Below are 26,464 nucleotides of genomic sequence, written 5' to 3'. Positions count from 1 at the left end.
TTTTTAACACCCATGCAAGCTAACTTATTAGCCATATCATAAGGTCTACACTGATTATTACCTATCATAAATAAAAAAGTTTTTTTGCTTTAGTTAACCATGGAAACCACAAAAAAAATATAACATAATACTAACTAAACTAATAAATTATGCAATTCTTAACATTTTTTGGATTTACAGTTCTAGTAGCTGTAATATCTTACTTAAAAACTAGAAATACTGACGAAAGCTCGTCTGATGGATATTTCTTAGGAGGACGAAGCCTCACAGGTATCGTAATAGCTGGCTCGTTACTTTTAACTAATTTATCTACAGAGCAAATTATAGGTTTAAATGGTCAGGCATATGAACAAGGAATATTAGTAATGGCGTGGGAAACTATAGCAGCAATTACCATGGTAATTATTGCTATGTTTTTATTACCACGTTATCTCAAAGGAGGAATTACAACAATACCGCAGTTTCTTGCAAGCAGATATGATAAAACTACAAAAGCAATTGTTTCTGGACTTTTCTTATCTGGTTATGTTACCATCTTTTTACCTGTAGTTTTATATACAGGAGCACTAGCAATAAACACAATGTTTGATGTCCCTGAGGTATTTGGTATATCCAAAGGTGCATCGTTATGGTTAACAGTTATAGCTATTGGTGTTATAGGTTCTATCTATGCTGTTTTTGGAGGACTAAAAGCAGTTGCAATTTCAGACTCCATTAACGCAGTAGGTTTAATTATTGGTGGTTTAATGATTCCATATTTTGGATTGTGCTATATTGGAGATGGAGATATGTTTCTTGGTATAGATACTTTGGTTAATGCGCATCCAGAAAAATTTGATTCTACTGGGTCAGAAGATTCTTATGTCCCATTAAGTACTCTATTTACAGGTATGTTATTAGTTAACTTATTTTATTGGGGAACGAATCAAGCTATTATTCAACGTGCACTTGGTGCTAAAAATTTAGCCGAAGGACAAAAAGGACTAGTATATGGTGCTTTTTTAAAAATTCTTGGACCTTTAATTTTAGTACTACCAGGTGTTATTGCATTTTATATTTTTAATGGAAGCCTAGAAAAACCAGATTTAGCTTATGCTGCTTTAGTGGCAGAAGTGCTACCTAAACCATTAGTTGGTTTTTTTGCAGCTGTTTTATTTGGAGCTATTTTAAGTTCTTTTAACTCTGCATTAAACAGTTGTGTTACTTTATTTGGTATAGATATTTATAATGAATATATAAATAAAGAAGCTACAGAAAAACAAATAGTAAAGGCAGGTAAATCTTTTGGTATTTTTCTAGCAATATTAGCTATGATGGTAGCACCTTTTATTGCTAATGCTGGAAGTGTTTTTGAATATTTACAAGAAATTAATGGTACTTACTCTATTCCAATTTTAACAATAGTTGTTGTTGGTTATACTACAAAATTCGTGCCTGCTATAGCTGCCAAAGTTGGTTTATTTTCCGGTGTTATTCTGTACTCCATAAGTCAGTTTTTAATAAAACCTACTTTTAATGTTGTAGAAATGGTTGATGGCGTTGAAACAGTAATAGGTAACACATACCCACACTTTCTTCATATTATGGCAATTCTATTTGTGCTAAATATTATGATAATGCTAATAATTGGTAAACTTTCACCCAGAAAAGAAGAGTTTATACTACAATATTCAGAAGAAGTTGACATTACACCTTGGAAGTTTTTAAAACCAATGTCTGTGGTAATTTGTACAATTGTTTTAGGAATCTATATATATTTTGCGAAATAATGAATAAGAAATCAGTTAAGGAGGTAAAACAGCGTTTTAAAGAGCAATTTAAAACAAGAATTAGAAGTTACAGTTAAAACTCCAGTGGGAATGCTATGGGTGCCAGAAAAAATATTCTTGCAAGGCGGAAAAAATGGTGATCAATATGCAATGTTAAGAGAAAAACCATCTCATAATGTAAAAGGGGATGGTTTTTTTATTGATGTTAGCACAGTAACCAACAAACAATTTAAAGCTTTTGTTGATGCTACAGATTATCTTACTGTTGCCGAGCGTGAAATTGATTGGGAGTAAATGAAAACACAATTACCAGAAAACACTCCAAAACCGCATGATTCTATATTACAACCTGGTAGTCTTATTTTTAATAAAGATGTAAACGCTTTAGTAAACATGCAAAACTATGGACAATGGTGGACATGGAAAATTGGAGCCAATTGGAAACACCCACAAGGTACCGATTCTTCTATAAAAGGACAAGATAATTAAGTAGTACATGTAGCCTACGAAGATGCACTAGCGTATTGCAAATGGGCAAATAGACGTCTACCTACAGAAGCGGAATGGGAATCTGCAGCGCAAGGAAAAAACACAAATGCTATTTTTACTTGGGGAGACGCCCCACAGTTACTTAATAAAAAAGCAAATACTTGGCAAGGTACATTTCCATCTATAAATAATCCTATTGACGGATTTAAATATATATCTCCAGTAAAATCTTATGATTCTAATTCGATTGGTTTATATGATATGTCTGGAAATGTTTAGGAATTAACCAGTGATTTTTTCAATACTAATTATTACAAAACCTTAACAGATAATGAAATTTTAGATAATCCTAAAGGAGCTTCAAAAACATATACAGCAACTAATCCTTTTGCTACAGAATATGTTATTAAAGGCGGTTCTTTTTTATGTAATGCTTCTTATTGTGCAAGTTTTAGAATTTCAGCAAAAATGAGAATGAGTGCCGATTCTGGGGCTGATCATACAGGTTTTAGAACTGTAGCGACAGTAGATATGTTATCTAAAAAATAATAGAACGAATACCTTAATAGCAATAGCTTAAAATTCTTTTAATTAAAAACACTCAATTCTATAATTAGAATTGAGTGTTTTTTTTTGTTTTTATCTAAAGATAACTTCTTTTACATTTCTATCATATCCTTCACCTCTTAAGGATTCAAATATTTGAAGTAATTCTTCTAATTTTTCAGGATTAGATTTTGCCAAATTATTTTGTTGGCCTGCATCTTCTTTTAAATTATAAAGTTGAAACTCTGGTAAATTGCCTACTTCTATTCCTACTTTTTCTCTAAAATTTTTACCTTTATAAGGTGGAATCATTAACCAATCTCCATGACGTAATGCTGTTTTTCCTGTGGCTTCAATAATTAGGTTTTCTCTTCCTACTTTAGATTCTCCCATTAAAACACTTAGAAAATCTTTACTATCTGTTGTAGTATCTTCTGTACCAACTAAATTAGCTAAAGATGCTAATAAATCCATCTGGCAAACAACAGCGTCAGACACACCTGGATTAATTTTCCCTTTCCAATACGTTATAAATGGTACTCGTGTTCCCGCTTCAAAAATACTGTACTTACCTCCTCTTAATCCACCATTAGGATCGTGTTTTCCTGTTTTTTCTACTGCATCATCATAATAACCATCATTAAGTACAGGTCCATTATCACTAGAAAAGACAATTAATGTGTTTTCTAAAACACCTTCATCTTTTAAGGTTTTCATAAATTCACCAATACACCAATCTGCTTCTAAAATCACATCACCTCTTGGTCCTAAACCAGATTTACCAGCAAATCTTGGATGCGGTGTTCTTGGTACGTGTGGTTGTTGCATTGCATAGTATAAAAAGAATGGCTTATCCTTATGTGTCTTTACATAATCTTGAGCCTTTACTAAAAAATGGTCAGCCATATCTGTATCTGTCCATTTAGCAGCTTCTCCACCTTTCATATAACCAATTCTTCCAATACCGTTTACAATACTGTTATTATGTCCATGATGCCATTTCATATCTACCATTTCAGGATTAGAAACCGCAGTTGGTTCTCCTTCAAAGTTCTCTTTGTAACTCACAGAAATTGGATCGTTTTTATCTAAACCAACTACGCTTCCATTATCTATATAAACTGTTGGCACACGATCTTGTGTTGCTGCTAAAATGTAAGATTCATCAAAACCGACCTCATTAGGTCCTGGAGAAACACGCTCGTTCCAGTTTACAACTCCGGTTCCTAAACCTAAATGCCACTTACCAACAATTGCAGTATCATAACCTTGGCTTTTCAACATTTTTGGTAGCGTTTGCTGCTCTGTACTAATTAACAAAGGAGCGGTTCCCGGAAGGATTTTTGCTTTCTTATTTCTCCAAGGATACATTCCTGTAAGTATAGCATATCTACTTGGCGTACATGTTGCTGAAGATGCATAACCATTAGTAAACTTTACACCTCCAGAAGCTATTGCATCTATATTTGGAGTTTGCAATTCTGTTGCGCCATAAGCGCTTAAATCTCCATAACCTAAATCGTCTAAATAGATGACAATAATGTTTGGTTTATTAATAGCGCTTACTTTTCCAACCTGCTTTACTTCTTCTTTGTTTTTATCAGATTTACAACCTAATAAAATTGAAAAGGTTAATAAAACGACTAAATTTAGATAGTTTTTTCTTAACATAATTAGCTTTTAAATTATTATAATTATTTCAAATAAAGTAAAAAAGAACTACCTACAATGAGGCCGTTTTTTTTTTAAAACCTGACTAAAAAGTCCGTATCTATTATCTGATTTCTAATGCTCTCCAACTTAAATCATCGAAATACATAATCTGTTCTCCAGTTACACCAACATTGTCTGATGCATTTATTTTTAAATCAAACTTTTTATTAGTTAAAGCGTCTACAGAAATTGTATTTCTTACTTCTACCCATTCTCCTCTTGGTAAAGTAGAAATATCCCAAGCAGTAATTGCGCCTCCTTGTACTTCTGTCTCAAAACCTAGCATTGTATTTCCTGGTTCTAAATAAACCATGTAAGATACATCATAAACTCCTGCTGGTAATGTAGCTATTGCATATGTTGATTTTGCTCCATTAGTAAACCAAGTCCCTTGCAATCTTACATCTGTAATACCTGATGGACTTTCATATTTCATTGAAGCAGACCCACTATTTGAAAGATCTGTTGTTCTAGAAAGATTAAGAAATGTATTATTAGTGTTACCAACCCAATAACCTTCTGCGTATCCTTTTCTAAGTAAATTACCTGTACTTGCTTCTACTTCGAAACCTGTATAGTCCAATCCTGTTCCCATTCCTGATCCTGTAATTACATTTTCACCTCTTTGCATTAATACGTTTGTTGTACCAAAACTCTCTAATACCCTAAAATCAACAGATCCAATGTTTCCTGCTGTATATTCTATTGTAATAACATCTGAATTATAAATTGGTGCAGACAACACTAAATCTATTTGTGTAGCGTCTGAAGGGTTTACTGTTGCAGATTGTACTGCAATATTTTGATCGAACATAGGAGTTGCAGCTGCATTAACAACATGTACAGTAAAATTACCTTCCTCACCTATTAGTGTTTCTATTTCTCCTGTTACATTAAAAGAAATAACATCAGAAGCATTTTCTATTATCATACCATTTAATATAAAAGGTTGTGTAGAAGGTATAACTTCTATTTTAAGAGGAATAATTTTAGTAGCTTCACCATCAGGCTTAGCTGCATCATTTCTTTTTGAAGTTATGCTACCTGCAGTATAGTTACCTAATCCATTGTATGATAAGTTTACAGACTCTCCACCACTAGTATCCATGGATCCTCCATTAAAGCTCCAAGTTCTTCCATCAGGATCTCCTGTTATTGTTAGGTCTATATAAGTTAACTGCTCTCCAGCTTCTAACGTTATGGTTGGCCATGACGCAGCATTTGCTTCACTAGGCATATCTGCTTCACTTACAGATAGTATTTCTTCTGTCCCTTTCATAACTTTAAACATAGGTTTAATGTCATCAAAAACAGTCACTGTAAAGATTTTGTTTACTTTCCAAACTCCATCACTAAAAACAGATTCTGCAACAGAATCTCTAAAGGTATTTCTTAGCTCTATTTCTTTAACTCCTGGTTGTCTAAAAATAACATTAATATGATTTTGACTAGATGCTAATGGTCCTGCAGAAGATATAAAATTTGTATAAACCGTATCCTGCTCTGCGTTAAAATCTCCATTAAGCAAATTAGTTGTAGAAGGTATATGCCAACTATGTGTTAATGCATTTTCAGAGACATCTCTAAAACCTATATAATTGTTTAAAGCTGAGACGTAATCAGATTCTTCAAAACCTTCAGTTGTAGTCCATAATAGACTTGAAAAATCGCCATAAGGTGCTTCATAATCATCTTTTTCACAACTAACTATAAACGCCAGTATCAATGCTGAAATAATAAATATTTTTTTCATCTTTCTTCTTTTTAAAATTAGTTTGAAACTGAATTGTTACTTAATGTTTCACTTGTTGGTATTGGAAAATAGCCATTAGAATAAAACTGTGCAGCTCCTGTATATTCTTGTACTAATTGTGGATCTTCTGTTGAATCTGGACTCACACCTGCTTGTACTAAAGAACTATTTCTTGATAACGTACTAGATGTTTCGTCGTCATAATAATCATAACCTATTACGTAAAAGGATTGTGTAGATAAATTGTTAAATCTATCACTAGCAACATTCCAACGTCTTAAATCTACAATTCTAGTTGAAACACCTTCAACAGATAACTCTAATGGGCGCTCTACATACATTAAATGATCCATAAGAGAATCTTCTGTGTATGCTGTACCATCTGCTAAACTTACATTAGCATCTAGCAATTGTAAACCCCAACGTTGGCGAATAGGGTTTATTAAATCTATTGCTCCACTTATATTATTGTCTCCTTTTAGGACAGCTTCTGCATACATTAAATAGACATCTGCTAAACGATTCATGATTACATTTTTACCAGACTTCCAACTTGTACCTCCCGTGTCATTTTCGTTAGTAGCAATATCATGATTAGTGTATTTTTTAAAATAACCATATTTTCTTTGCGAGCTACCAAAGTTTTGCGCTATGGCTGCAGATGGTTGTTGATAATACTCTGTGTCTTGATCGTTAACTACTGCTATCATAGCAGAAGATCTAAGTGATACACCTCTAGTTCTAGCTAACCCTGTCTCTCTATCTATTACTGTATTTCTTGGATCAGCCATGTTTAATGGCTCGTTAGCATACGCATGAATCAACCATGCTGCTGCTGTAAATTGCTGATTAAAACTAGAACCTCCAGCATCTTGTGGCGAGGAGAATCTACCATTTCTCATATTAAAACTTTCTTCATCAAACTGCGATTCTTCCAATTGTTGATCGAGAGAATAATTAATTTCTAAAATAGATTCAGAATTAAAATCTCCAGCTTCTGTGAACATAAGACTAGCATCTTGAACCAAAGCATAACCATAAGGCCCATTAATTACATCATCGAAATACGTTTTTGCTATTTGATAATCTGCTGGGTTATTTGAAGCCGAATATAAATAACTTGTTCCCAAAATAGTAGCTGCTGTACCTGCTGTTACTCTTGTTTTCTGAGGAAATGTATTTGGTAAATTTTGGTAAGCAAATACTAAATCGTCTCTAAAAAATGTCATTACTTCTTCTGAAGTACTTAATGGTTTAGAAAAATCTGCTTGTGTTGCTGGTATAACGTCTCTTATTACTATACTTCCTTCGTTATATAAAGCGTGTAAATAAAAGTGAGCTAAGCCTCTAAAAAATCTGGCTTGAGCCATTTGTTCTGTCCAACGGTCTGCTGCTTGTAAATCTGCATCCATACTATTTAAACCATCCATAACTTGATTGGCTCTCCATATTACTTGATACAACGCATCCCATCGTTGATTTATAAAATCATTATCTTCATTAATAACGTGCTCATAAATATTTAATGCATCAGCTCTAATATTTCCAGATCTAATCCCTGGAAAGGCCATATCTGATCGCCAAGATTCTTCTCTAGCAGATACAATCCAAGTATTTAACATGGCTCCATAAACTGAAGTTAATACTGTTTCTGACTCGTCTAAATTTTGAAAAAAGGTGTCTGCCGAAATTTCATTTGGGTTCGTCTCTTCAAGATAATCTTCGCATGATTGTACCATTGCTAGGCAAAAAACAAATGCTGCTATTTTTATTAAATATGTTTTCATTTTTCTAAGTTTTTTTTGATTAAAAAGAAAGTTTGACACCTAAACTATAGGTTGACGAAATTGGATATCTTGATTGGTCGATACCTCTTCTTGCGACGTTGTTACCTCCTACTTCTGGATCATAACCATCGTAACCAGTAATAGTGATTGGGTTTTGTGCGCTTAAATAGACTTTTAATTTATTCAATCCTATTTTATCGCATGCTTCTTCAGGAAGAGAGAAACCTAAAGTGACTTGTTTCAATCTTAAATAATCTCCATCTTCTAACCAGTAATCTGTTGTTCCTGCATAGTTTGGATGTTCTCTACCTCGACCTTGAAACGAAGGAATATTAGACATAGGATTGTCTGGTGTCCATTGATTTACTAGGTCTTGATGACGTTGCCAACCGTACATTGCGGCTTTATTACCATTTAAAATCTCGGCTCCTGATGTACCAAACCAATTCATTGAAAAATCGAAACGACCGATATCCCAATTAAAATTAATTCCATATTCAAAATCGGCTAATCCACTACCATGGTATGTTCTATCTTCACTAGTAATATTTCCATCACCATTAGAATCTACATATCTTAAATCTCCAACTTCTGCATTGGCTCTTGAAGGAAATTGTCTATAGAGATCTCTTTCTGCTATATTTTTAATTGTCCCAGATGTTTCATGTAAGAAAAATGCACCTGCTTCATAACCTTCCGCAATAACAGTTGTTGCATATAAATCGCTATCACCACTAATTAATGATGAATTACTATTATAAATTATACCATCACCAGCTACTTTAGTTATTTCATTATCGTTAGTAGTAAAAGTTGCACCTATTCTAAACTTACTTTTTCCTATAGATGCTCTATAATTAGCTGCTAACTCTAAACCTTTGTTAGTCATATTACCAACATTTAATGTTAGACTTGGATCATAAATGGCTCCTGAAGAACCTGGTAGTGTTACTGGAAATAACATGTCTTCTTTTTTAGTTATATAGTAATCTGCAGTTAAGGTCACCTTATTTCTAAAGAATGAAATATCAACTCCTATATTATTTGATATTGAAGTTTCCCATTTAACATCTCTATTAGCATAAGAACGTATTGCTGATCCAAAATCTACAGAACTATCATTTTCACTAAAAATATAATCTGCAAATGGTGCAATAGTACTTGCAAATTCATAATCACTAAAACTATCGTTACCTACTTGACCGTGACTTAATCGTAGTTTAAATTTATTAACCACTTTCTTAAAAGGTTCCCAAAATGGTTCGCTAGACACATTCCATGCAGCAGCTACAGATGGGAATGTTCCCCATCTAAAGTCTCTACCAAATCTTGATGAACCATCACGTCTCGCTAATGCAGATATAATATATTTACCATCGTAATTGTATTGTATCCTTCCTAAAGTACCAACTCTTTTAGTTGTATAATCAAACCCACTTCCTACATTCTCATTCAAAGTACCACCATTTAAAACGGTAATTGCGTTATTTGACACACCATTTATAGAGGCGAAAAACGTCTTATTATTATCTTCTTCTAATGTAACTACGGCTTGAGCCGAAACACTGTGCTTCCCAAATTCTTTCTTAAAATCTAGACCAGCATCCCAACTAAACTTTGTGGTTCTTGTTGCCGTTTCTGTTACTCCATTTAAAGTAGGATCAGATTCGGTTGTACCATCGTCAATATTAAATAAATCGAATTTTGGACGAAAAACACTTCTACTATCATTTGTAATTGAGGAACCAACATTGGTTATAAAATCTAAATTCTCCACTAGTTTACGTCTAATTCCTAAACTAACATTCGTTCTATCTCTATTGCTATCATCTTTTCTTTTAAGCGCTTGTCCTAACGCTATTGCTGGTGTTCTAGTTCCTCCAGAGCTATTTACAACTGCAACATCAGAATCTGGATCAATTTCAGGAAAATAGGGCCTGTATCTACTAGCAGTTACTATCAATCCTTCACTTGCTCTTCTTCTATTTTCGTTGGTAGTAGCTATACTTCCATTAATTTTCCATTTATCGGTATTGTACTGTGCTGAAATACGTCCATTATAGCGTTTAAAATTTGAATTGACTAATGAACCATCTTGATCATACAAACTTCCCGAAGCATTATAAGAGAATTTCTCTGTTCCTCCAGATAAATTTAAATTATACGTTTTTACTTCGGCAGCATCGACTAAAACATAATCTTCAAAATTATTATCGTTACCTAACCACTCTGGGTTATTAACTGTAGCTGGATCTATACCTCCAAAATAGTTGGCAGTATTAATTTCATAAAACAGTTGATCTGTTGTATTCATTAATGGTGTACCAGCGCCAAGAAATTGTTGACCATAATTATAGTCGAAATCTACACTCATTACGCCATCTCTACCAGACTTTGTTGTTATTAATATTACACCAGCTGCACCTCTAGAACCATATACTGCAGTAGATGCAGCATCTTTAAGTACATCTATTGTCTCTATTTCGTTAGCTGCCAATCCTGGATCTCCAATTTGTGGAATTCCATTAACAACAAACAATGGTGTATTACTTCCACTTAAAGAAGTAATCCCACGTATTTGAATATTTGATGCTTCTCCGGGTTCTCCAGAACTTGCAGAAACACTCACACCGGCTATTTGCCCTTGTAATCTAGATGCAATATCTGAAGCTACAAACTTTTCTATATCATCGGCTTTCACTCTATTTACAGCACCTGTTACTTCTTTCTTTTTTACCGTTCCATATCCTACTACTACAACTTCTTCTAAGCTTTCTGCGCTTTCCTCCATAGACACATCTAAAGTACTACTAGTTACTTTTATAGTTTTAGACTTTAATCCAATATAACTAAATTCTAGGATATCGCCCGTTTTAGCTTTAATGGAGTAATTTCCATCAAAATCAGTAGCAGCACCAGTAGAGGTACCTTTGATTATAACAGATACTCCAGGTATTGGGAATCCGTCTTCAGCACTAGTTACTGTTCCTTTTACTTCTGTAACATTTTGAGCGAATCCACTATTGGATACACAAAAAATTAGTAAAACTAAAAGAACCAAGCGCATTGCGGAACTCTCTTTTTTAATTGTTAGTTTGTGTTTCATACGATTATTATTAGTTGTTTTTATTTAGTTTATTAGTTTTTATTTAAATATTAAATTTGGCAATGATTCATCTGTTTTTAATACAACAGTAGCTTTTCCTTTATAGGTGTTATTTTCTAGTTTAATATTTTTTGAAGCTACTATGCGTATCGCTGGGTTTTTAGGGTGAAGTTGAGAAAATGTACCAGAATTGTTTATTGTATTATCTTTAAACACCAATCCATCTGCATTTGTAACTTCCAAAATCAAATTATCAAATTGATTAAAAGTATTGTTTGCAATTTCAATATTCTTAAAAGCAATATTCTTATTATCATCATCTGTATCAAAACGAATAACACCTCTATCTTTTCCGCCATGTTGGCAATCTTGAAATATATTTCCTCTTATTACAACATTGGCTCCGTTACCAGATTCGTACCAATGACCACTTTCTACAGGTATTAAAAGGGCTTCCATTTCAGTACTAAAAAAATTATTTTCAATAACCGTATTTACAGGATTAGAAATTAATAAACCTCTAGCTCTATTATTCTGAATTTTACAATTCTGAACTAGCAAATCTGGATAACCATCTAAGTTTTCTACTAAATCTCCTGGTTGTACATCTTCAGGTAATTTTTCGTTTAGCGTAATAATTTGATATCTATTATTAATATATTCTATACTTTTTATTGTAGATTTTTTATAAGCGAAAAAGGACTTACTCAGCCTTACAAATCCTAAATTATCGTTTGGCTCACCAATAACAAAGGCCTTTTGTTGATGATGCCCCATTCTTACTCCTATTCTATAATCGTCTAAAACATCTACAATTTTTTGATACGTGCCATGAATATTTGAAGCATCGTCTAATTGATTTTCGAATGTGCAATTTTTTAAGATTACCTGACCTCTGCAACCAACAAAGTGAGTAGCATCTGCAGTTGTTGAAACCATACGACCTTGAGAAGGTGTAACATTAAAATTATCAAGAATTAAATCTGAAGAGTTTTCTGCTATAATCCCCATACCTCCAGCATGGTGTACGTTTACATTTAAAGCATTAAAACCATCTGTTTGCGTTACTCTAAATGCTGGAGAGACTCTATTTAAACCTTGTTCTCCTTTCATAGATAAGATAAAACCAATTGGTGGCATTTTTTTAGTATGACCGTGGATTCTTATTAAACCCGGTTTTAATTCTTCGGCAGTTACCCGATTTTCGATACCTATATCTTTATAACCAACATCGCGTCTATCGTATTCATACTTATAGTTAACCTTATCCAGATTTCGCTTTACATCCGATTTCTTTTTTGTGGTAATACTTGTATAAGCTTCGGTATTAAAAGCAATTGCCTTTCTTTCTGGATCGTATAAAATAGATTGCCCAATAGTATGTTGGTAGTATTCTTTGACAAATACTAATTCACCATTTTTTATATAATAAGGGTACTTAGCATCTATTTGCATATCAAACGTTTTATTTACTGCATCATTTGCAACAATTAAACCTTCACTATGAAAAGACTGAAACCAATCTATAGATACATTTTTTATACTTATATTTTTACTTCCTTCAATTAAAAATGGAATCATAACGCCATGAAAAATAAAAGTTGAACCTTGACCATCTATTGTCAAGTTTTCTATATTTAATAATGGAAAAGGCGTATTTACCATCAAATCACCATGGTTAGAGATATAACTAAACTTCTCGAAACCTTTATCTGGATAAAAGTGATATGTTCCTTTTTCGAATGTAATTTCTGAAATAGGATTGTTTTTATACTGAAGAATTCTAGATACCAAAGCTGGTGTTGCATCTTCTTTAATACCTAAACCAAATGCAACAACTTCAGCTACCGGAACTGCTTTACTAAAACATCCTAAATTTAGGAATGAAACCGCTATAAAAAGTAATATGATACTATTTTTTGACATGGATATTTAAAGTTGGTTTGTAACAATAGTTAAATTTCAGTTAATTATATAAAGTCCTTGTCTATATGGGTAAATCATATGTCCTTAACAGTAAATTAACATTCAAAAATCCTATACCAGGGTTTTATCGGGCTATTCTATACTAAACTCTAAATGTCCTTTTAAGTCTCCTGAACTTGCAGATACACTAATATTTTGCTTTTTATTTCCTAATTTTAAAACTGCTGTTGCAATACCTGCTTCAGCTTTAAGACTTCCTAAATTCATCACTTTAGCTTTCCCTTCAATATTTAAAGTAATCGTTTCAGAAAACTCTGGATTAACCGTATCGTTATTATCAATAGCAGCAACATATAGAAACATAGTATCGCTTTGACCCGCAGTTGGCGCTTTTCCACTTTGGTCTAACCATACTTTTAGTTTTGTAGCTTTTTTCGGAGTTTTTACAATATCCTCAACTACTTTTTTGCCATCAACTAAACCAATCGCTTTTAAAGTGCCAGGTACAAATTGTTTTAAATTAAATGTAAATGGTGGATGCTGTAAGTTTGTTGAATTTATATCTGTATCTGGTTTTTGCGTCGCAATCAAATTATCATTAACATACAATTCTACTTCTTCTGCATTTGAATATACTTTTATTTGATTTGAAGATTTCTCGTTCCAATATGTAGCCAATTCTAACATGGCCCCATTTTCTGAAATATCACGCTGACTTTGATAAAAATAGTATGCAAATTTTGGTAACCTAAATAAATCCATTAGCCCAGAACGTTCAATATCATCATGATAACCACGGTTGTAATCGTACATTACCCAATAACTATCTGAATAATGCCTGTTTATACTTAAATTATCATTGTGAGCTTCTTGTACATTATAAGCTTGACGATTCATTCGTTCTTCACCAAAACCACGAGCTTGACGACTACTCATTTCCACACGCATATCGTTTGCTAATTCATCTTGATTTAAACCTGCATTTTTAGAGTGGTATTCCCAATCTCCGTACTCTGACACTGTAACTGGCATGTCTTTATAAGGATGTGGTCTCAGGATTCTGTGTTGACGTGCTTCTAAATAAATATCATAAACATCGTCTTTCCAACCACAAGAATATACGTTTTTACCAGGATATTCTTCATGTGCAATGTTATGTAAACCTTCCATAAAATACACAGGCATTTCTTTAGTTTCGTTTAATGAGACTTCCCAACCAATTACAGAAGGATGATTTCTATCTCTACGCACTAAATTTCTTGCAGATTTATAACAATAATTTCTAAAATCGTCGGTATCGTTATAAAATTGCCATCCCATTATAGCATCCATAACCACCAAACCTAACTCATCACAAGCATCCATAAATGCTGGCGATTGTGGGTAATGTGATAAACGTACATAATCAAAACCACCATCTTTTATTTTTTTTGCATCTCTATACTGTGCATTATCTGATAAAGCATAACCTATAAATGGATATTCTTGGTGACGATTTACACCTCTTAAAAATGTTTTCCCTCCATTAATGTGAAGTTTATGCTCGTTATCAAACGTAAATTCTCTTATACCAAATCGTGTAGTTTGTTGATCGATAACTTTACCGTTATGCATTACTTTAGTTTCCAAACTATACAAATTAGGATGTTTTGGCGACCATAACTCTGCATTAACAATGGTAATTTGTTTTGATAATTCTAAATCTTTTTCTGCTTCAATATTTAAGTCTGAAGATGTAGTCTCTTCAACTACTTTACCATTTCTTAAAATGGTTTGAACCAATTCTATTGATTTTGAATCTTTATATTCATTAATTAAATGTGTTTTAATATTAACTACAGATTCCTTTTTTGATACTTTTGGGTACGTAATAAAAATGCCTCCTCCCGCAACTTTATTTGCTAGAATAGGGTTTGAAATATAGATTTTATCCTTTGTAAACAGATTAGCTTTTCTATACAAACCTCCATACATATTAAAATCTAAACGTTTTAATGGTTTTGGTCCTGTTACAAGGTTATCCGTATTATCTAAACGGATAGCAATTACATTTTTTTCTCCAATTTTTACGTATTTTGAAATATCTACAATAACCGGTAAATAACCACCTTGATGCTCATTTACTTCAATACCATTTATGTACATTTTAGAATAATTCATAGCAGCCTCCAGCTCTAAGAATATTTTTTTATCGATATTACTTTCAGGAATTGAAAGTGTTTTACGATACCAACATATACCCTGCCACTGGTCGTTTACCGTTAAAGGCTCTATATTAGCTGTATGTGGTAAACTAATCGTTTCCCAAGCTGAATCATTAAAATCTACAGTATGAATTTTACTATCTAAATCTTTAGATTCCTCTACTTTACTAAATTTCCAATCTTCATTAATGGCTGCTTCTTCTACAACATTAACTTCTTTACAAAATTGAAAAGTTATAACAACAACTACCAATAATAGTACTATTTTTAAATATTTCATCTCCGCTTTTTTATTTTTGAATCTTTAAATAGTTTTTATAAGCAGCTCCCCATTTTTTAAAACCTACTTCTTTACCTGCTTCCATTTGCTTCTGAATTTCTGGATGCTCTGTTTTTATCCATTTAACCAAACCAATAGTTTGGTCCATATTTTTTGGATTATAAATAGTACTAACAGGTTTCATTTTGATGTCAAATTCTAAGGTTTTCATTCTTAAATCGACTAACAAATCTTTATTACCAGGGTTATTAGCTAAGTTTACTAATTCAAAAGGATCAGTTATTAAATTATATAATTCTTCTTTTGGTTTAGAATCTTGAAAGAAGAAAGCCTGTGCTTTTGTTAGTTTTCCTTCTTTATTTAATTTACGCATAACATGAACAGCAGGTCTATAAAACTCAAGATACGCTTGATGTGCATCAAAAGGAATTTCTGGTTTATCATTTCTTATGTATTTCCACTTACCAGAAGTTATTCCTCGAGATTTTTCTGGAATTTCATCCCATAAATCTCGTGCTCCATAGACATATTCTCTATTAAATTTTTCATTAAACATCGGTTGACCTGTCATGTATTCTGGAATTTCAATATTAGCAAATTCTAAAATACTTGCTGTTATATCCGTAGCACTCACAACATCTTTTCTAACCTCACCACCATTAAATTGTTTTGGATAATAGACTATTAAAGGAATACGTAATCCTGGATCGTGTAAGTAACCTTTACCACGAATATTACATCGTCCATTATCGCCTATAAAAATAACAATGGTATTCTCTGCCATTCCTTTATCTTCAAGTTCTTTAAAAATCATGCCGACTTCATTATCCATATATTCGATTTGATCTAAGTATTTAGCCCAATCTAATCTTACAGCAGGATGATCTGCCATATATGGTGGCATCTCAACCGTGTCAGGATTTACTGGATGTTTTGATTTATTACGAATATCATCCCACCAATCTCCTCTATGTGTTACTTTTAACTGAATTTGAGCAAAAAATGGCTCATCAGCTTTCTCAAAATTATCGTATTTATCAAACAGACCAAATTGCGTTTTTCCGTCCCACTGACCAATAGCTTTATGTTTAAAATTGACATCAATTTTTCGTCCTTGACTCATAACTGCATGGTTACCTAAGATAGTAGTATAACCCGCCTCTCTTAGTTTTTGGGTTACCGGAGTAAATTGAGAATCCAAAGGAACATCTCTATTACTACGATGATGGTGCGTATTTGTTTTAACTTGGTGTGTACCAATTATCATTGCCGATCGACTTGGCGAACAAATAGGATTAGTTACAAATGCATTATCAAACCTAACACCTTCCGCAGCCATCTTGTCTAAGTAAGGCGTTTTTACATTTGGTAATCCGTAGCATGCCAGATCTGTGCTCATATCTTCTGCCATAAGCCAGATAATGTTGGGTTGTTTTTTTTCTACTATAGGGTCTTCTGTTTGGGATTTTGATTTTCCACACGCTGTAAGTAATAAACTTAATACTATAATAAAAAGGATGTATTTTATATATATTTTCATAGACTAAAAACTTATGTTCAAAAATTAAATTTTATGGTTGAAGCATTAATTAATTACAACTTTCTTCACCATACCAGTTTTACCAAATTTTAAAATATAGACTCCATTACTTAAATGCGAAACGTCTATTTTATTTTGTGTTTGCAATTGGTAATTACCTACCTGTTTTCCATGAATACTATAAAACTGAACAGTTCCACCTTCCATATTATTTAGTAGTATAATGTTTAAAATATTAGTTGTTGGATTTGGATAAATAACGATACTTTCTAATGCAAGATTAGTAACTGATAGTGTTCCATTTTCTAATGGATTTCTAGGATTAGGTGTATTTTGATAGCCATTAGGTATAAAAAAGTTTACTCCATTTACAGACTCATTACAAACCTCATAATCATCAATACTACTCTTAAAAATAGCATTTAGAGGCAAATAATGTGCTGCAATATTATAACCAATAGCAGTGACCTCTGTATCTGGAAAATCTAAAGGGTAGTATCCTGATCTATCTTCTTCACTAAGTACTGCACCTGGAGAAGGCGCCGTTCTGCTTTCTCCATCTGTGTTTAAGGCTGATGCTACACCAATACTTCCAGATCTTTCCACTCTTAACTGACAAGGAATATAACGCAATCTAGAATCTCTCATTTGAGCATTTTGTCCAAAAGTTGCGGTTACATTTCTAATTTTAGAAGTCTCATCAAAAGAACCTGGTATTAAACCATCTGTCTCTTGTGTATTTGTAGCAAATCCAGCAGCCCAAACCACAGCCATTTCGCAGCTAGTTGCAGTAATATTTTCAGCATTAAAATATCCTTGACTTAAGGTGTGTGGAGACAATTGCAAAGCACTTTGTCCATTGGTACATGCGATATTTCTAGCCCAAATATTATCTAATTTTATATCATTAAAATTATAAAGCTCTGTGTATTGTAATAAGTTGAAGCCTGTTTCTAGTCTGAGTGTAGCACCACCAACCGTTGACAAATTTCTAAACAACAAATTTTTACCACCTTGTGTTTGTACTAATCCAAAGCCATAATGTCCATTGGTCATAGATATGTTTTCGATAATCCCACCATTAGGAATGCCTCTAATATTATTAATTCTTGTGCCTGATGCTGTAGATGTGGTCGTGTAATTACTACCAAAAGCTAATGAAGAAAACTCAGTATAATTATCTATTATATTAAAGTTAGAGACTTTAAAATTGCTACAATATTTGAAAGAAATAGCTCTTATCCTGATGGTAGCTGCTAATGCTGTAAAATCTATAGTAAAATTACCTCCAATACCAATAAGACTAAAATTATTTATTCCGGTATTTAAATCTGCATTAAACAAAGCATTATTTGCCGAAGCTGAAGGATTAAATGGTAAAAACGTAACACCAGAATTAACTTCAAGATGCACATTAGACCGTAAATTAACTTCCAAAATTCTATAAATCCCTGCGTTAACAATTACTTTTCCACCACCTGCAGTATTTACAGTATTAATAGCGTTTTGAAGTGTTTGCGAATCGTCTCCCGTTCCTCCAGATGCAGAAATAGTTTGTGTTTCAGCTCCTATAGTTGGATTAAAAAATGTGTTATCTAAAGGTAAGGTTTGCGAATAAACATTTGTAACCAACAATAGACCTATAGTGATTTTTAAAAATGATCTCATCTCGTTATTATTTAGTATTCCGGCACTGCTTCAGCTTCCCATGCAGCAATATTCGTTTTTAATTCTTCTTCAATTTTTAATCCTGTTCCAATTAAATTGTTTTGTTCGCTAATATCTTCAGCAACATTAAAAAGTTGAAACTTTCCGCTATGGTATTTTATTAATTTCCAATTCCCATTAATAACTGCTGCATATTGGTCTTCATAACTTCGGAAGAAGTATAGACTTCGGTCTTTAATAGTTTCACCTTTTAAAATAGGCATTAGACTCACGCCTTGAATGTCTTTATTATCATATTTTTCTCCTGAAGCTATTTCCATTAACGTTGGATATAAGTCTATAGATTGTACAGGAATATTTGTTTCTGTGTTTGCTTTTGTTATACCTGGATAGTTTATTAACAATGGTACTCTTGCGCCTCCTTCTCCTAAAGCGTTCCCTCCTTTTTTACCTCCACTTAATGGCGCATTTGTATAAGCACCTCCTTGATCTGACATTATTATAATTACTGTATTATCGGCTATTCCTTTAGCTTCTATTGCTTCTCTAACACGACCAACAGATTCATCCATCGCTTCTACCATAGCAGCATGATGTGCGTATTTACCTTTTAATCCTGCATCTTGATATTTTTTCAGTAAATCTTTTCTACCTACAGATGGTCCATGCACAGAATAATACCAAAACGACAACATAAATGGTTCGTCTTTATCATAATCTTTTATAAAGTTGACTGCACCATCCGTCAAAATATCTGTAAGGTAGTCACCTTCTTTAAGTCCAGATTTTAAAAATCCTTTTGGATCGTCTTTAGCTTTAAAAAACGGATAGTAATAACTTTTTGGATGCCCAGCATCCGTTGTGCCAAAATCTGCATCAAAACCTTGGTCTGTCGGATAGCGACCTTGATGGCCTAAGTGCCACTTACCAACAAACATGTTGTAGTAACCAAGCTCTTTTAAACGTTCGGCATACGTAATCTCTTCTAATGGTAAGTAATTTCGAGATGGACGTTGCACAGGATCTTTAGGCCATAAATTATATTCTGCACCTGGATTTCCTGGATCAATTGTAATATGTCTTGGCATACCTAACCTAATGGCTTCCTTTCCTGTTAAAATAGACAATCTGCTTGGACTACAAGTTGGTGTTGGTATATATGCACGATTAAAATCTAAACTCTCCTTTTTAAACTGATCTAGATTTGGTGTTTGAAATACATCATTACGATAACCAATATCCGACCAACCGTAATCGTCTATAAATAACAAAATGATATTTGGTTTATCAAGACTTACAACTAGTTTATCTTCCTGACTTTTACAAGAAAACAAAATCATAGTAAATAGCACAATACTACTTTTTATAAATACATTTTGGATGGTCATGTGGCTATAACAATTAATGTTTAATGTAAATATCGAATGAAACTACTAAAAAATTGTTGTTATTGGTTTAGAAAATGTCTTTAGCAGTAAATTTTATAAATCCACTGTTGATGGGCTTAAAAAATGGCTCTTATTTATCTAAGCGTACATTTTATTTACCTACAAAAACATATTCTGGTACAATCTTAGATATATTTATACTATATTTTTAATACACTTAAAAAAAATGAAATACTTAAAAATAACATTGGCAGTAGCAGCATTATTTACTTTTTCTCAAACTTATGCACAGGATATTGACACTAAAGTAGAAAAGCAATTTAATAAGGCTGACGCAAATAGTGATAAGTCTATTAGTTTAGAAGAATTAACTGCTTTTTATCAAGGAAAGGAAAATAAAAAAGGTGAAGCATTTGATGCAGCAAAAATTTTGAAAAGAAAAGATGCTAACGAAGATGGAGCTTTGTCTTTAGTTGAATTTGCTACAAAAGGAAAGAAAAAAGGAAAGAAGAAAAAATAGCCTCAAACAATTAGTCTGCTAAAAGTCAAAACCGTTTGTGTTTTGACTTTTTCAGTTTAGCTTAAACCATTTTACTTTGACTTAGTCCAAAGTAAATTACATGTATACTCAACCAACCAATGCAGCAAACCAAATCTAAAATATTATTGTCTCTTATTACTTTTATAATAAGCATAACATTTACATTTGCTCAAGATAATATTGCTATAAAAGGTAAAATTCTTGGTTATGGTCAAGAACCATTAGAATACGTATCAGTAGCTGTTTTACAACAAAGTGATTCTACTTATGTTAATTCTATAACAACAGATGTTAATGGCGATTTTAGCCTTTACGACCTTCCTAAGGATTCCTTATTACTTCAACTAAACTATATTAGTTATAAGCCTTATTTTAAAAGTTTCGTTTATAATAATGAGCTTATAGATTTTAATACTATTACACTAGAAGAAGATAATAATGATTTAGACGAAGTGGTTATTACTGTTTCTGCTCCTATTCAAATTAAAAACGACACTATAGCTTATAATGCTAATTCCTTTAAAGTCAATCCCGGTGATAATATTGAAGGATTATTAAAAAAACTACCCGGAATTGAGTTAGATGCAGACGGAAAAGTACTTGCGCAAGGAGAACCTATAGCTAGAATTTTTGTGGATGGAAAAGAGTTTTTTGGTGGTGATCCTTCCATTGTATTAAAAAATTTATCAGCAGATGCCATTTCTAAAGTAGAAGTTATTGACAAGAAAAGTGATGAAGCCGAACTCACTGGGGTAGATGATGGTAATAAGGAAGTGGTTATTAATTTCACTTTAAAAAAATCTAAAAAGAATCGTGGCTTCGGGAAGCTATCTGGAGGACTAGGATTGGATAGTCGCTACTTTGGTAATTTAAATTACAATCAGTTTTCTTCAAAAACACAATTTTCTATAATTGGCAAATTCAATAATATTAACGTTACAGGTTCTAATATTCAAAGTTTTCTTGAAAATGCCGATGGTATTGATGACGACTCTGGAGAGGATGAAAATAATGCTAAACGAAGTAAAAGTTTAAATGGCTTCTTAACTACTGCAGTTACAGGTATACATATTGGTCATGAATTTAAAGATAAAGAATCTTTTAATGCTGATTATTTCTTCAATTTTTCAGACAATGATGGTGTTTCAAATTCTAAACGTATTTCTTTCTCCAATAATAATAATAATAATAATTTTGATTATAACTCACTTAATCAAAATGTAAAAACTATAAACAAACATAATCTTAATTTTAATTACATTAATAAAGCGTCTAAAACAAAAAGTCTAACTATAAAAGGTCGAATTACTTCAGACAAAACATTTACAGACACCAATAGAGACGAAACCTATATTAACGATTTAGGAGCATTAGCAACAACAAATAATCAAAAATTTAATAACGATTTTAAAAGAACATACGGTAATTTAAAAATTGACTATTACCAACGCTTAGCAAAAGTAGGACGAAGCTTTAAGGTTGGTTTAAATACAAGATTAACTGATTTAACAAAGAACAATAATCAGAATACATTTAACATTAGAAACATTGGCAATACTAATGAATCGACACGAAATATTTCTGCTTTAAGAAATGAAGCCTTTAATACCTCTATTATAGATTTCAATTTTAAATATACAGAACCGATAGCCAAAAATCATTACTTAAAATTAGACACGTATTTTACAAATAAAGTTGAGAAAGAAGACGTTAATCAAACAAGACATACTCAAACCACAACTAGTACAGAAGATACACTTGCTTTTAAATATGCTACTAAAGAGTTAAGTGCTCAAACAAGGCTTGGCTATAGTTATAACAATAAAAAATTCAATTTTTATTCTGCTTTAGGTATGCAAGATCTTAATCGCTCTTATGGTGTGGTTACGGAAAACTCAATACGAAAAAACAAATATTATTTTAATCCTATTGTATTTGCGCAATACAAGCCAAAAAGAGGGTATAAATACAGGATAAATTATAGTAAATCTGTTAAAGCACCTAATTCTTCGCAAAATTCTACGGTAATTAATGATTTAAACCCTAATTTTATTAGAGTTGGAAATCCAGATTTAAAACCCGAAAAACTGCATAATTTGGCACTACTTGCTGTGCTAAATAATTACAAATCTGGTGTTAGCTTTTGGTCCAAATTTCAATATCAATATGCTACAAACGCTATTATACAAAGCATATCTATAGATGATAACTTTATAAGAACAAGAGGTTACAAAAATGAAGGTAATAGAAGATTGCTAAATGCCAACATAAGATTTAGTAAAAAAATTAAAACTTTAGGGTTGCGCTACTCCCTTAAAAACAACACGAGTTATAGCACGACAAATTCTTTAATTAATCAAACTCTTAATGAAGTTACCTCGCAAGATTATAGATTTAGTACACTTATTGAAAATACCCGTAAAAACAAAATAGATATTAAAGTTGGTACCGAATATAGTATTAACAACACCTCTTTTTCTATAGAACAAGATTTGAATAGAGAATACTCCAAACAACAGTATTTTACTTCTATAGATTACAACTTCACAAATCAGTTGAATGTTAACTCACAGTTTGATTATATTCTGTTTTCTGATGATGCCTTTTCTTCAAATCAAAAATTATCACTTTGGAATGCAGCAATATCTTATTCCTTTTCAGAACAAAGAAATAGTATTGTAAAATTAGTACTTATAGATTTACTAAATAAAGATGTGGATATATACAGAAACAGTACAACAAACTACTTTGAAGAAACTACGTCTCAAAGTTTAGGTCGCTATATTGTTTTAAGCTATACTTACAAGTTGAATGGCTCTGTAAAAAAATCTTAACTTATTTTTTAAACTGATCATACTCTGGGTTAACCTTCGCGTTTTTAAAACGAGGTCTGTCTTTCCACAAATTATAAGTTGCTTCTAATTGCGCTGCATCTTCAGGATATTGCCCTTTATCATCCGTTTCTTTAATCCAGTTTTCTAATACATCTCTATGTTCTTTAAGAATTGTAGCAAATTCTAGATTAGTAGCAAGATTGTTTATTTGATGTGGATCTGCTTTTAAATCGTATAATTCTTCAATAGGTCTTACTCCAAACCAATGTTCTGCTTGATATGGTGTTAGTTTTCCTTCTTTGAAAGCCTTTTTTAAATCTTTTACAATTGCTTTTTTATCTCTGTAACCAGCTTGCATCATTGGTCTGTTAGGATAAAAGTTTTTAATATATCGATAATCTTCAGAAACTACAGTTCTAATTCTATCAATAGTATAATCGCAACGATCTCTTGCTCCAATTACATATTCTTGGTTGCTAAACGTTTCTGAAAATAAATCTTGACCATCTAAATACTCAGGCATTTTGGCTTTTCCCATAGCTAAAGTAGTTGCCGAAATATCTAAAAGCGACACTAAATCGTTTCTAATTGTTCCAGATTTTAAAGTTGGAAGATTTCCTTTAATCATTAATGGTACTAACATACCACCTTCGTAACAAAATTGCTTGTGACGCAATGACACTGGACTTCCGTGATCTGAGAAAAAGAAAATAATAGTGTTTTCTAATTCGCCATCTGCTTCTAATTGTTTTAAAATGGTTTCTACATTAACATCTGCACCACGATTGGCATTATAATGATCTGTCCATGCACTTTGCTGTGATGGAATGTTTGGAAAATATGGAGGAACAGGAACAGCATTATCAGCTAAAACTTCTCCTTCTCTAACGTATTTAGCATGCGCTTTTCCTCCATCTATTTGAATTTGTCCAAACCAAGGTTGGTTTTTATCTGGTCTTGAACTCCAAGCATCTTGGGTTGCAGACATTTTATGCTTAGGAAAGTTTCCTTGCCATCCATTCATTCCTGGTTTATAATCGTCTTTTGTACTTACAGTGTATAAATCTCTTCTATTGTAATGAAAATTATAATCGTCTTTTCCATTATTAAAGGTGAAATATCCTGCTTCTCGCATCAATTCAGGTATTGTTTTCATGCCATCAGGCAGATTTATACGTAACGCTTCTGGCACAACCACATCTGGCACTCTACTAGACCTGTGGTTATGTGTTCCAGTTGTTGTTTGCATAACCCCAGTAATTAATGCCGAACGTGCTGCAGAACATACAGGAGCTGTTGTGTACGCACGATTAAACAGTACACCTTCTGAAGCTAGTTTATCTATAGCAGGTGTTGCATTTTTATTAATTGAATCACCATAACATCCCATAAAAGGCGATAAATCTTCCGCAAAAATCCAAAGAATATTTGGTTGCTTTTGTTCCTTTACTTTCTCTTTTTGTGTATTACACGAAAAAAGCATTGAATTAATAACTAAAAAAAGAATTAATTTATATGATGTAATTTTCATTATTTACGTTTTTTATTTTTATCCAGTTGTACTAGCAATTTATTTTCATACTGTTAATTATGTAATCTGCTCCATTTTCAAAATCATCGTTAGTTATATTAATATTTTCAATATTAACCTCATAACACCCATCTTCACATCCACTTGCTTGGCTTGAATTGTCTCTAAAAACACCAATGGATTTACCTGATTTACTTTCTTCATCTACATTCCATGGACTATCAATTATAATCTGTCTATCCACACAGTTAAAAAACGGATAATCTTTAGATTTTATTTGTGCTCCATTTCCACCTGTACACGTAATATTCCCAACGTAAGACAAATTGTTAAAAGTCCCAATATTATCTAATGTTCCTGAATTATCTAAAAAACCAGCAGCCAAACGTACTGCATAAGTTGAATTGATTGCCACAATATTTTCTACATCCACACGACCTTGATCTACTCTATGAGGAGAAAATGTTAACACACCATCACCAAATCGACCTATTATATTACGACCAACAACATCGTCAACAGTTAATTGATTGTCCATATTAATGGTTGATACACCAGTTTCTACTCTTAATGTACTTCCACCTTCACCATCAAGATTTTTAAACAAAATTGTTATTCCTGCTTGAATTTGAACAATCCCATATCCAACATGACTATCTGTAGCTATAATATCTTTTATAATGCCATTGTTAGAAATTTCATCTTTGCTATTACTATCTGATAGATTTAACACAATACTCGAAAAAACAGAGTTAGTGTCTTCAATTTTTAAACCAGACATTTGAAAATTATGAGCATAACTAAACTCAGCTACTCGCACACCTCTATAATCTCCTGTTGGAATAACCACTGTAAACCATGTGCTTGAATCTACGCTATTTTGTTGGCTATTTGTAATCGCTGAATTTTGAACCAAAAACTCGTTTCCAATGTCGAAAATATTTAAGTTTTTATTTAAGGTATTTCCGCTTAAATCTGGTTGAATAATAACATCTGCATCAAATTTAAGTTGCACATTCGATCTTAATTTTACATCAAGTAAGTAATATGTTCCTCCTGTAATTTTAATTATTCCACCACCTGCATTTGAAAGATTTAAAATTTCTTGATTTAGCAAATTACTATCTGCTGCGCTATGGATACCACTTAGTTGTAGTGTGGTTTCGCTATTAGGAATGTTATCTGTATAGAAACGATCTTCGTTATCTGTTAATCTGGGAAAATTGTTTTGTTCTACCTCTTCTTCCTCTTCTTGTACAATTTCTTGTTGTGGAGCAACTTCGTCTTTAGAACAAGATGATATACTTAAACACAAAGAAAAAAATAATATTTTAAAACCAAAAACGTGATAATTCAATTTCTTTTTAATCATAATAAAACTAATTTTTA

At 32.4% G+C, this 26,464-nt stretch carries 16 protein-coding genes and 1 pseudogene; 6 read left to right on the top strand and 11 right to left on the bottom strand.

Going from position 1 to position 26,464, the window contains the following annotated elements; genetic code table 11:
• Positions 1-149 precede the first annotated feature (149 nt).
• From ACVCZW_RS04195 to ACVCZW_RS04180, 4 genes and pseudogenes are all read left to right on the top strand, one after another.
• Positions 150-1,769, top strand: a complete 1,620-nt coding sequence (locus tag ACVCZW_RS04195; protein WP_452229119.1) for a solute:sodium symporter family transporter — start codon at positions 150-152, stop codon at positions 1,767-1,769.
• A gap of 90 nt (positions 1,770-1,859) precedes the next feature.
• Complete coding sequence (locus tag ACVCZW_RS04190; protein ID WP_452229197.1) at positions 1,860-2,063, top strand: SUMF1/EgtB/PvdO family nonheme iron enzyme; 204 nt, start codon at positions 1,860-1,862, stop codon at positions 2,061-2,063.
• Positions 2,064-2,258 carry a hypothetical protein gene (locus tag ACVCZW_RS04185; protein ID WP_452231710.1) on the top strand — a complete coding sequence of 65 codons (195 nt, stop codon included), beginning with the start codon at positions 2,064-2,066 and terminating at the stop codon, positions 2,256-2,258. It begins immediately after the preceding gene.
• Between the two features lie 12 nt (positions 2,259-2,270).
• A pseudogene (locus ACVCZW_RS04180) lies at positions 2,271-2,807 on the top strand (formylglycine-generating enzyme family protein); the annotation flags it as partial.
• 90 nt (positions 2,808-2,897) lie between these two features.
• Here the strand turns inward: ACVCZW_RS04180 and ACVCZW_RS04175 are convergent.
• From ACVCZW_RS04175 to ACVCZW_RS04135, 9 genes are all read right to left on the bottom strand, one after another.
• On the bottom strand, positions 2,898-4,475 hold the full coding sequence (locus ACVCZW_RS04175; protein ID WP_452229121.1) for a sulfatase family protein: 1,578 nt from the start codon (positions 4,473-4,475) through the stop codon (positions 2,898-2,900).
• A gap of 103 nt (positions 4,476-4,578) precedes the next feature.
• The gene (locus tag ACVCZW_RS04170) at positions 4,579-6,270 is read right to left on the bottom strand and encodes a hypothetical protein (protein ID WP_452229122.1); all 1,692 of its coding nucleotides are present in this window, start codon (positions 6,268-6,270) and stop codon (positions 4,579-4,581) included.
• 17 nt (positions 6,271-6,287) lie between these two features.
• Entirely contained in the window at positions 6,288-8,057 is a 1,770-nt protein-coding gene (locus tag ACVCZW_RS04165) for a RagB/SusD family nutrient uptake outer membrane protein (protein WP_452229123.1), read from the bottom strand.
• Positions 8,058-8,076: 19 nt separating this feature from the next.
• A complete protein-coding gene (locus ACVCZW_RS04160) occupies positions 8,077-11,163 on the bottom strand; it encodes a SusC/RagA family TonB-linked outer membrane protein (protein ID WP_452231709.1) in 3,087 nt (1,028 codons plus the stop codon).
• Positions 11,164-11,202: 39 nt separating this feature from the next.
• A complete protein-coding gene (locus ACVCZW_RS04155; protein WP_203458120.1) occupies positions 11,203-13,089 on the bottom strand; it encodes a right-handed parallel beta-helix repeat-containing protein in 1,887 nt (628 codons plus the stop codon).
• A gap of 132 nt (positions 13,090-13,221) precedes the next feature.
• Entirely contained in the window at positions 13,222-15,573 is a 2,352-nt protein-coding gene (locus ACVCZW_RS04150) for a glycoside hydrolase family 2 protein (RefSeq protein WP_452231708.1), read from the bottom strand.
• A 10-nt stretch (positions 15,574-15,583) separates the two neighbouring features.
• The gene (locus ACVCZW_RS04145) at positions 15,584-17,113 is read right to left on the bottom strand and encodes a sulfatase family protein (RefSeq protein WP_452229125.1); all 1,530 of its coding nucleotides are present in this window, start codon (positions 17,111-17,113) and stop codon (positions 15,584-15,586) included.
• A gap of 45 nt (positions 17,114-17,158) precedes the next feature.
• Positions 17,159-18,781 carry a T9SS type A sorting domain-containing protein gene (locus tag ACVCZW_RS04140; RefSeq protein ID WP_203458117.1) on the bottom strand — a complete coding sequence of 541 codons (1,623 nt, stop codon included), beginning with the start codon at positions 18,779-18,781 and terminating at the stop codon, positions 17,159-17,161.
• Between the two features lie 11 nt (positions 18,782-18,792).
• Complete coding sequence (locus ACVCZW_RS04135; RefSeq protein WP_452231707.1) at positions 18,793-20,169, bottom strand: sulfatase; 1,377 nt, start codon at positions 20,167-20,169, stop codon at positions 18,793-18,795.
• Between the two features lie 226 nt (positions 20,170-20,395).
• On the opposite strand from ACVCZW_RS04135, the gene ACVCZW_RS04130 reads away from it, so the two are divergent.
• Together ACVCZW_RS04130 and ACVCZW_RS04125 are read left to right on the top strand one after the other, a co-directional pair.
• Entirely contained in the window at positions 20,396-20,689 is a 294-nt protein-coding gene (locus tag ACVCZW_RS04130; RefSeq protein WP_055445673.1) for a CREC-EF hand family protein, read from the top strand.
• A 119-nt stretch (positions 20,690-20,808) separates the two neighbouring features.
• A complete protein-coding gene (locus ACVCZW_RS04125; RefSeq protein WP_452231706.1) occupies positions 20,809-23,544 on the top strand; it encodes an outer membrane beta-barrel protein in 2,736 nt (911 codons plus the stop codon).
• 1 nt (position 23,545) lies between these two features.
• Here the strand turns inward: ACVCZW_RS04125 and ACVCZW_RS04120 are convergent, their stop codons facing one another.
• Both ACVCZW_RS04120 and ACVCZW_RS04115 read right to left on the bottom strand, forming a co-directional pair.
• Positions 23,546-25,075: a sulfatase family protein gene (locus tag ACVCZW_RS04120; protein WP_452229126.1), complete on the bottom strand. Its 1,530-nt coding sequence runs from the start codon at positions 25,073-25,075 to the stop codon at positions 23,546-23,548.
• A gap of 31 nt (positions 25,076-25,106) precedes the next feature.
• Positions 25,107-26,447, bottom strand: a complete 1,341-nt coding sequence (locus ACVCZW_RS04115) for a hypothetical protein (RefSeq protein ID WP_055445670.1) — start codon at positions 26,445-26,447, stop codon at positions 25,107-25,109.
• Between the last annotated feature and the right edge of the window lie 17 nt (positions 26,448-26,464).

It is taken from the genome of Lacinutrix sp. MEBiC02595 (assembly GCF_053601555.1).
Note: the sequence above shows the minus strand (reverse complement) of the source record. Positions and strands in the feature narration are given on the sequence as shown.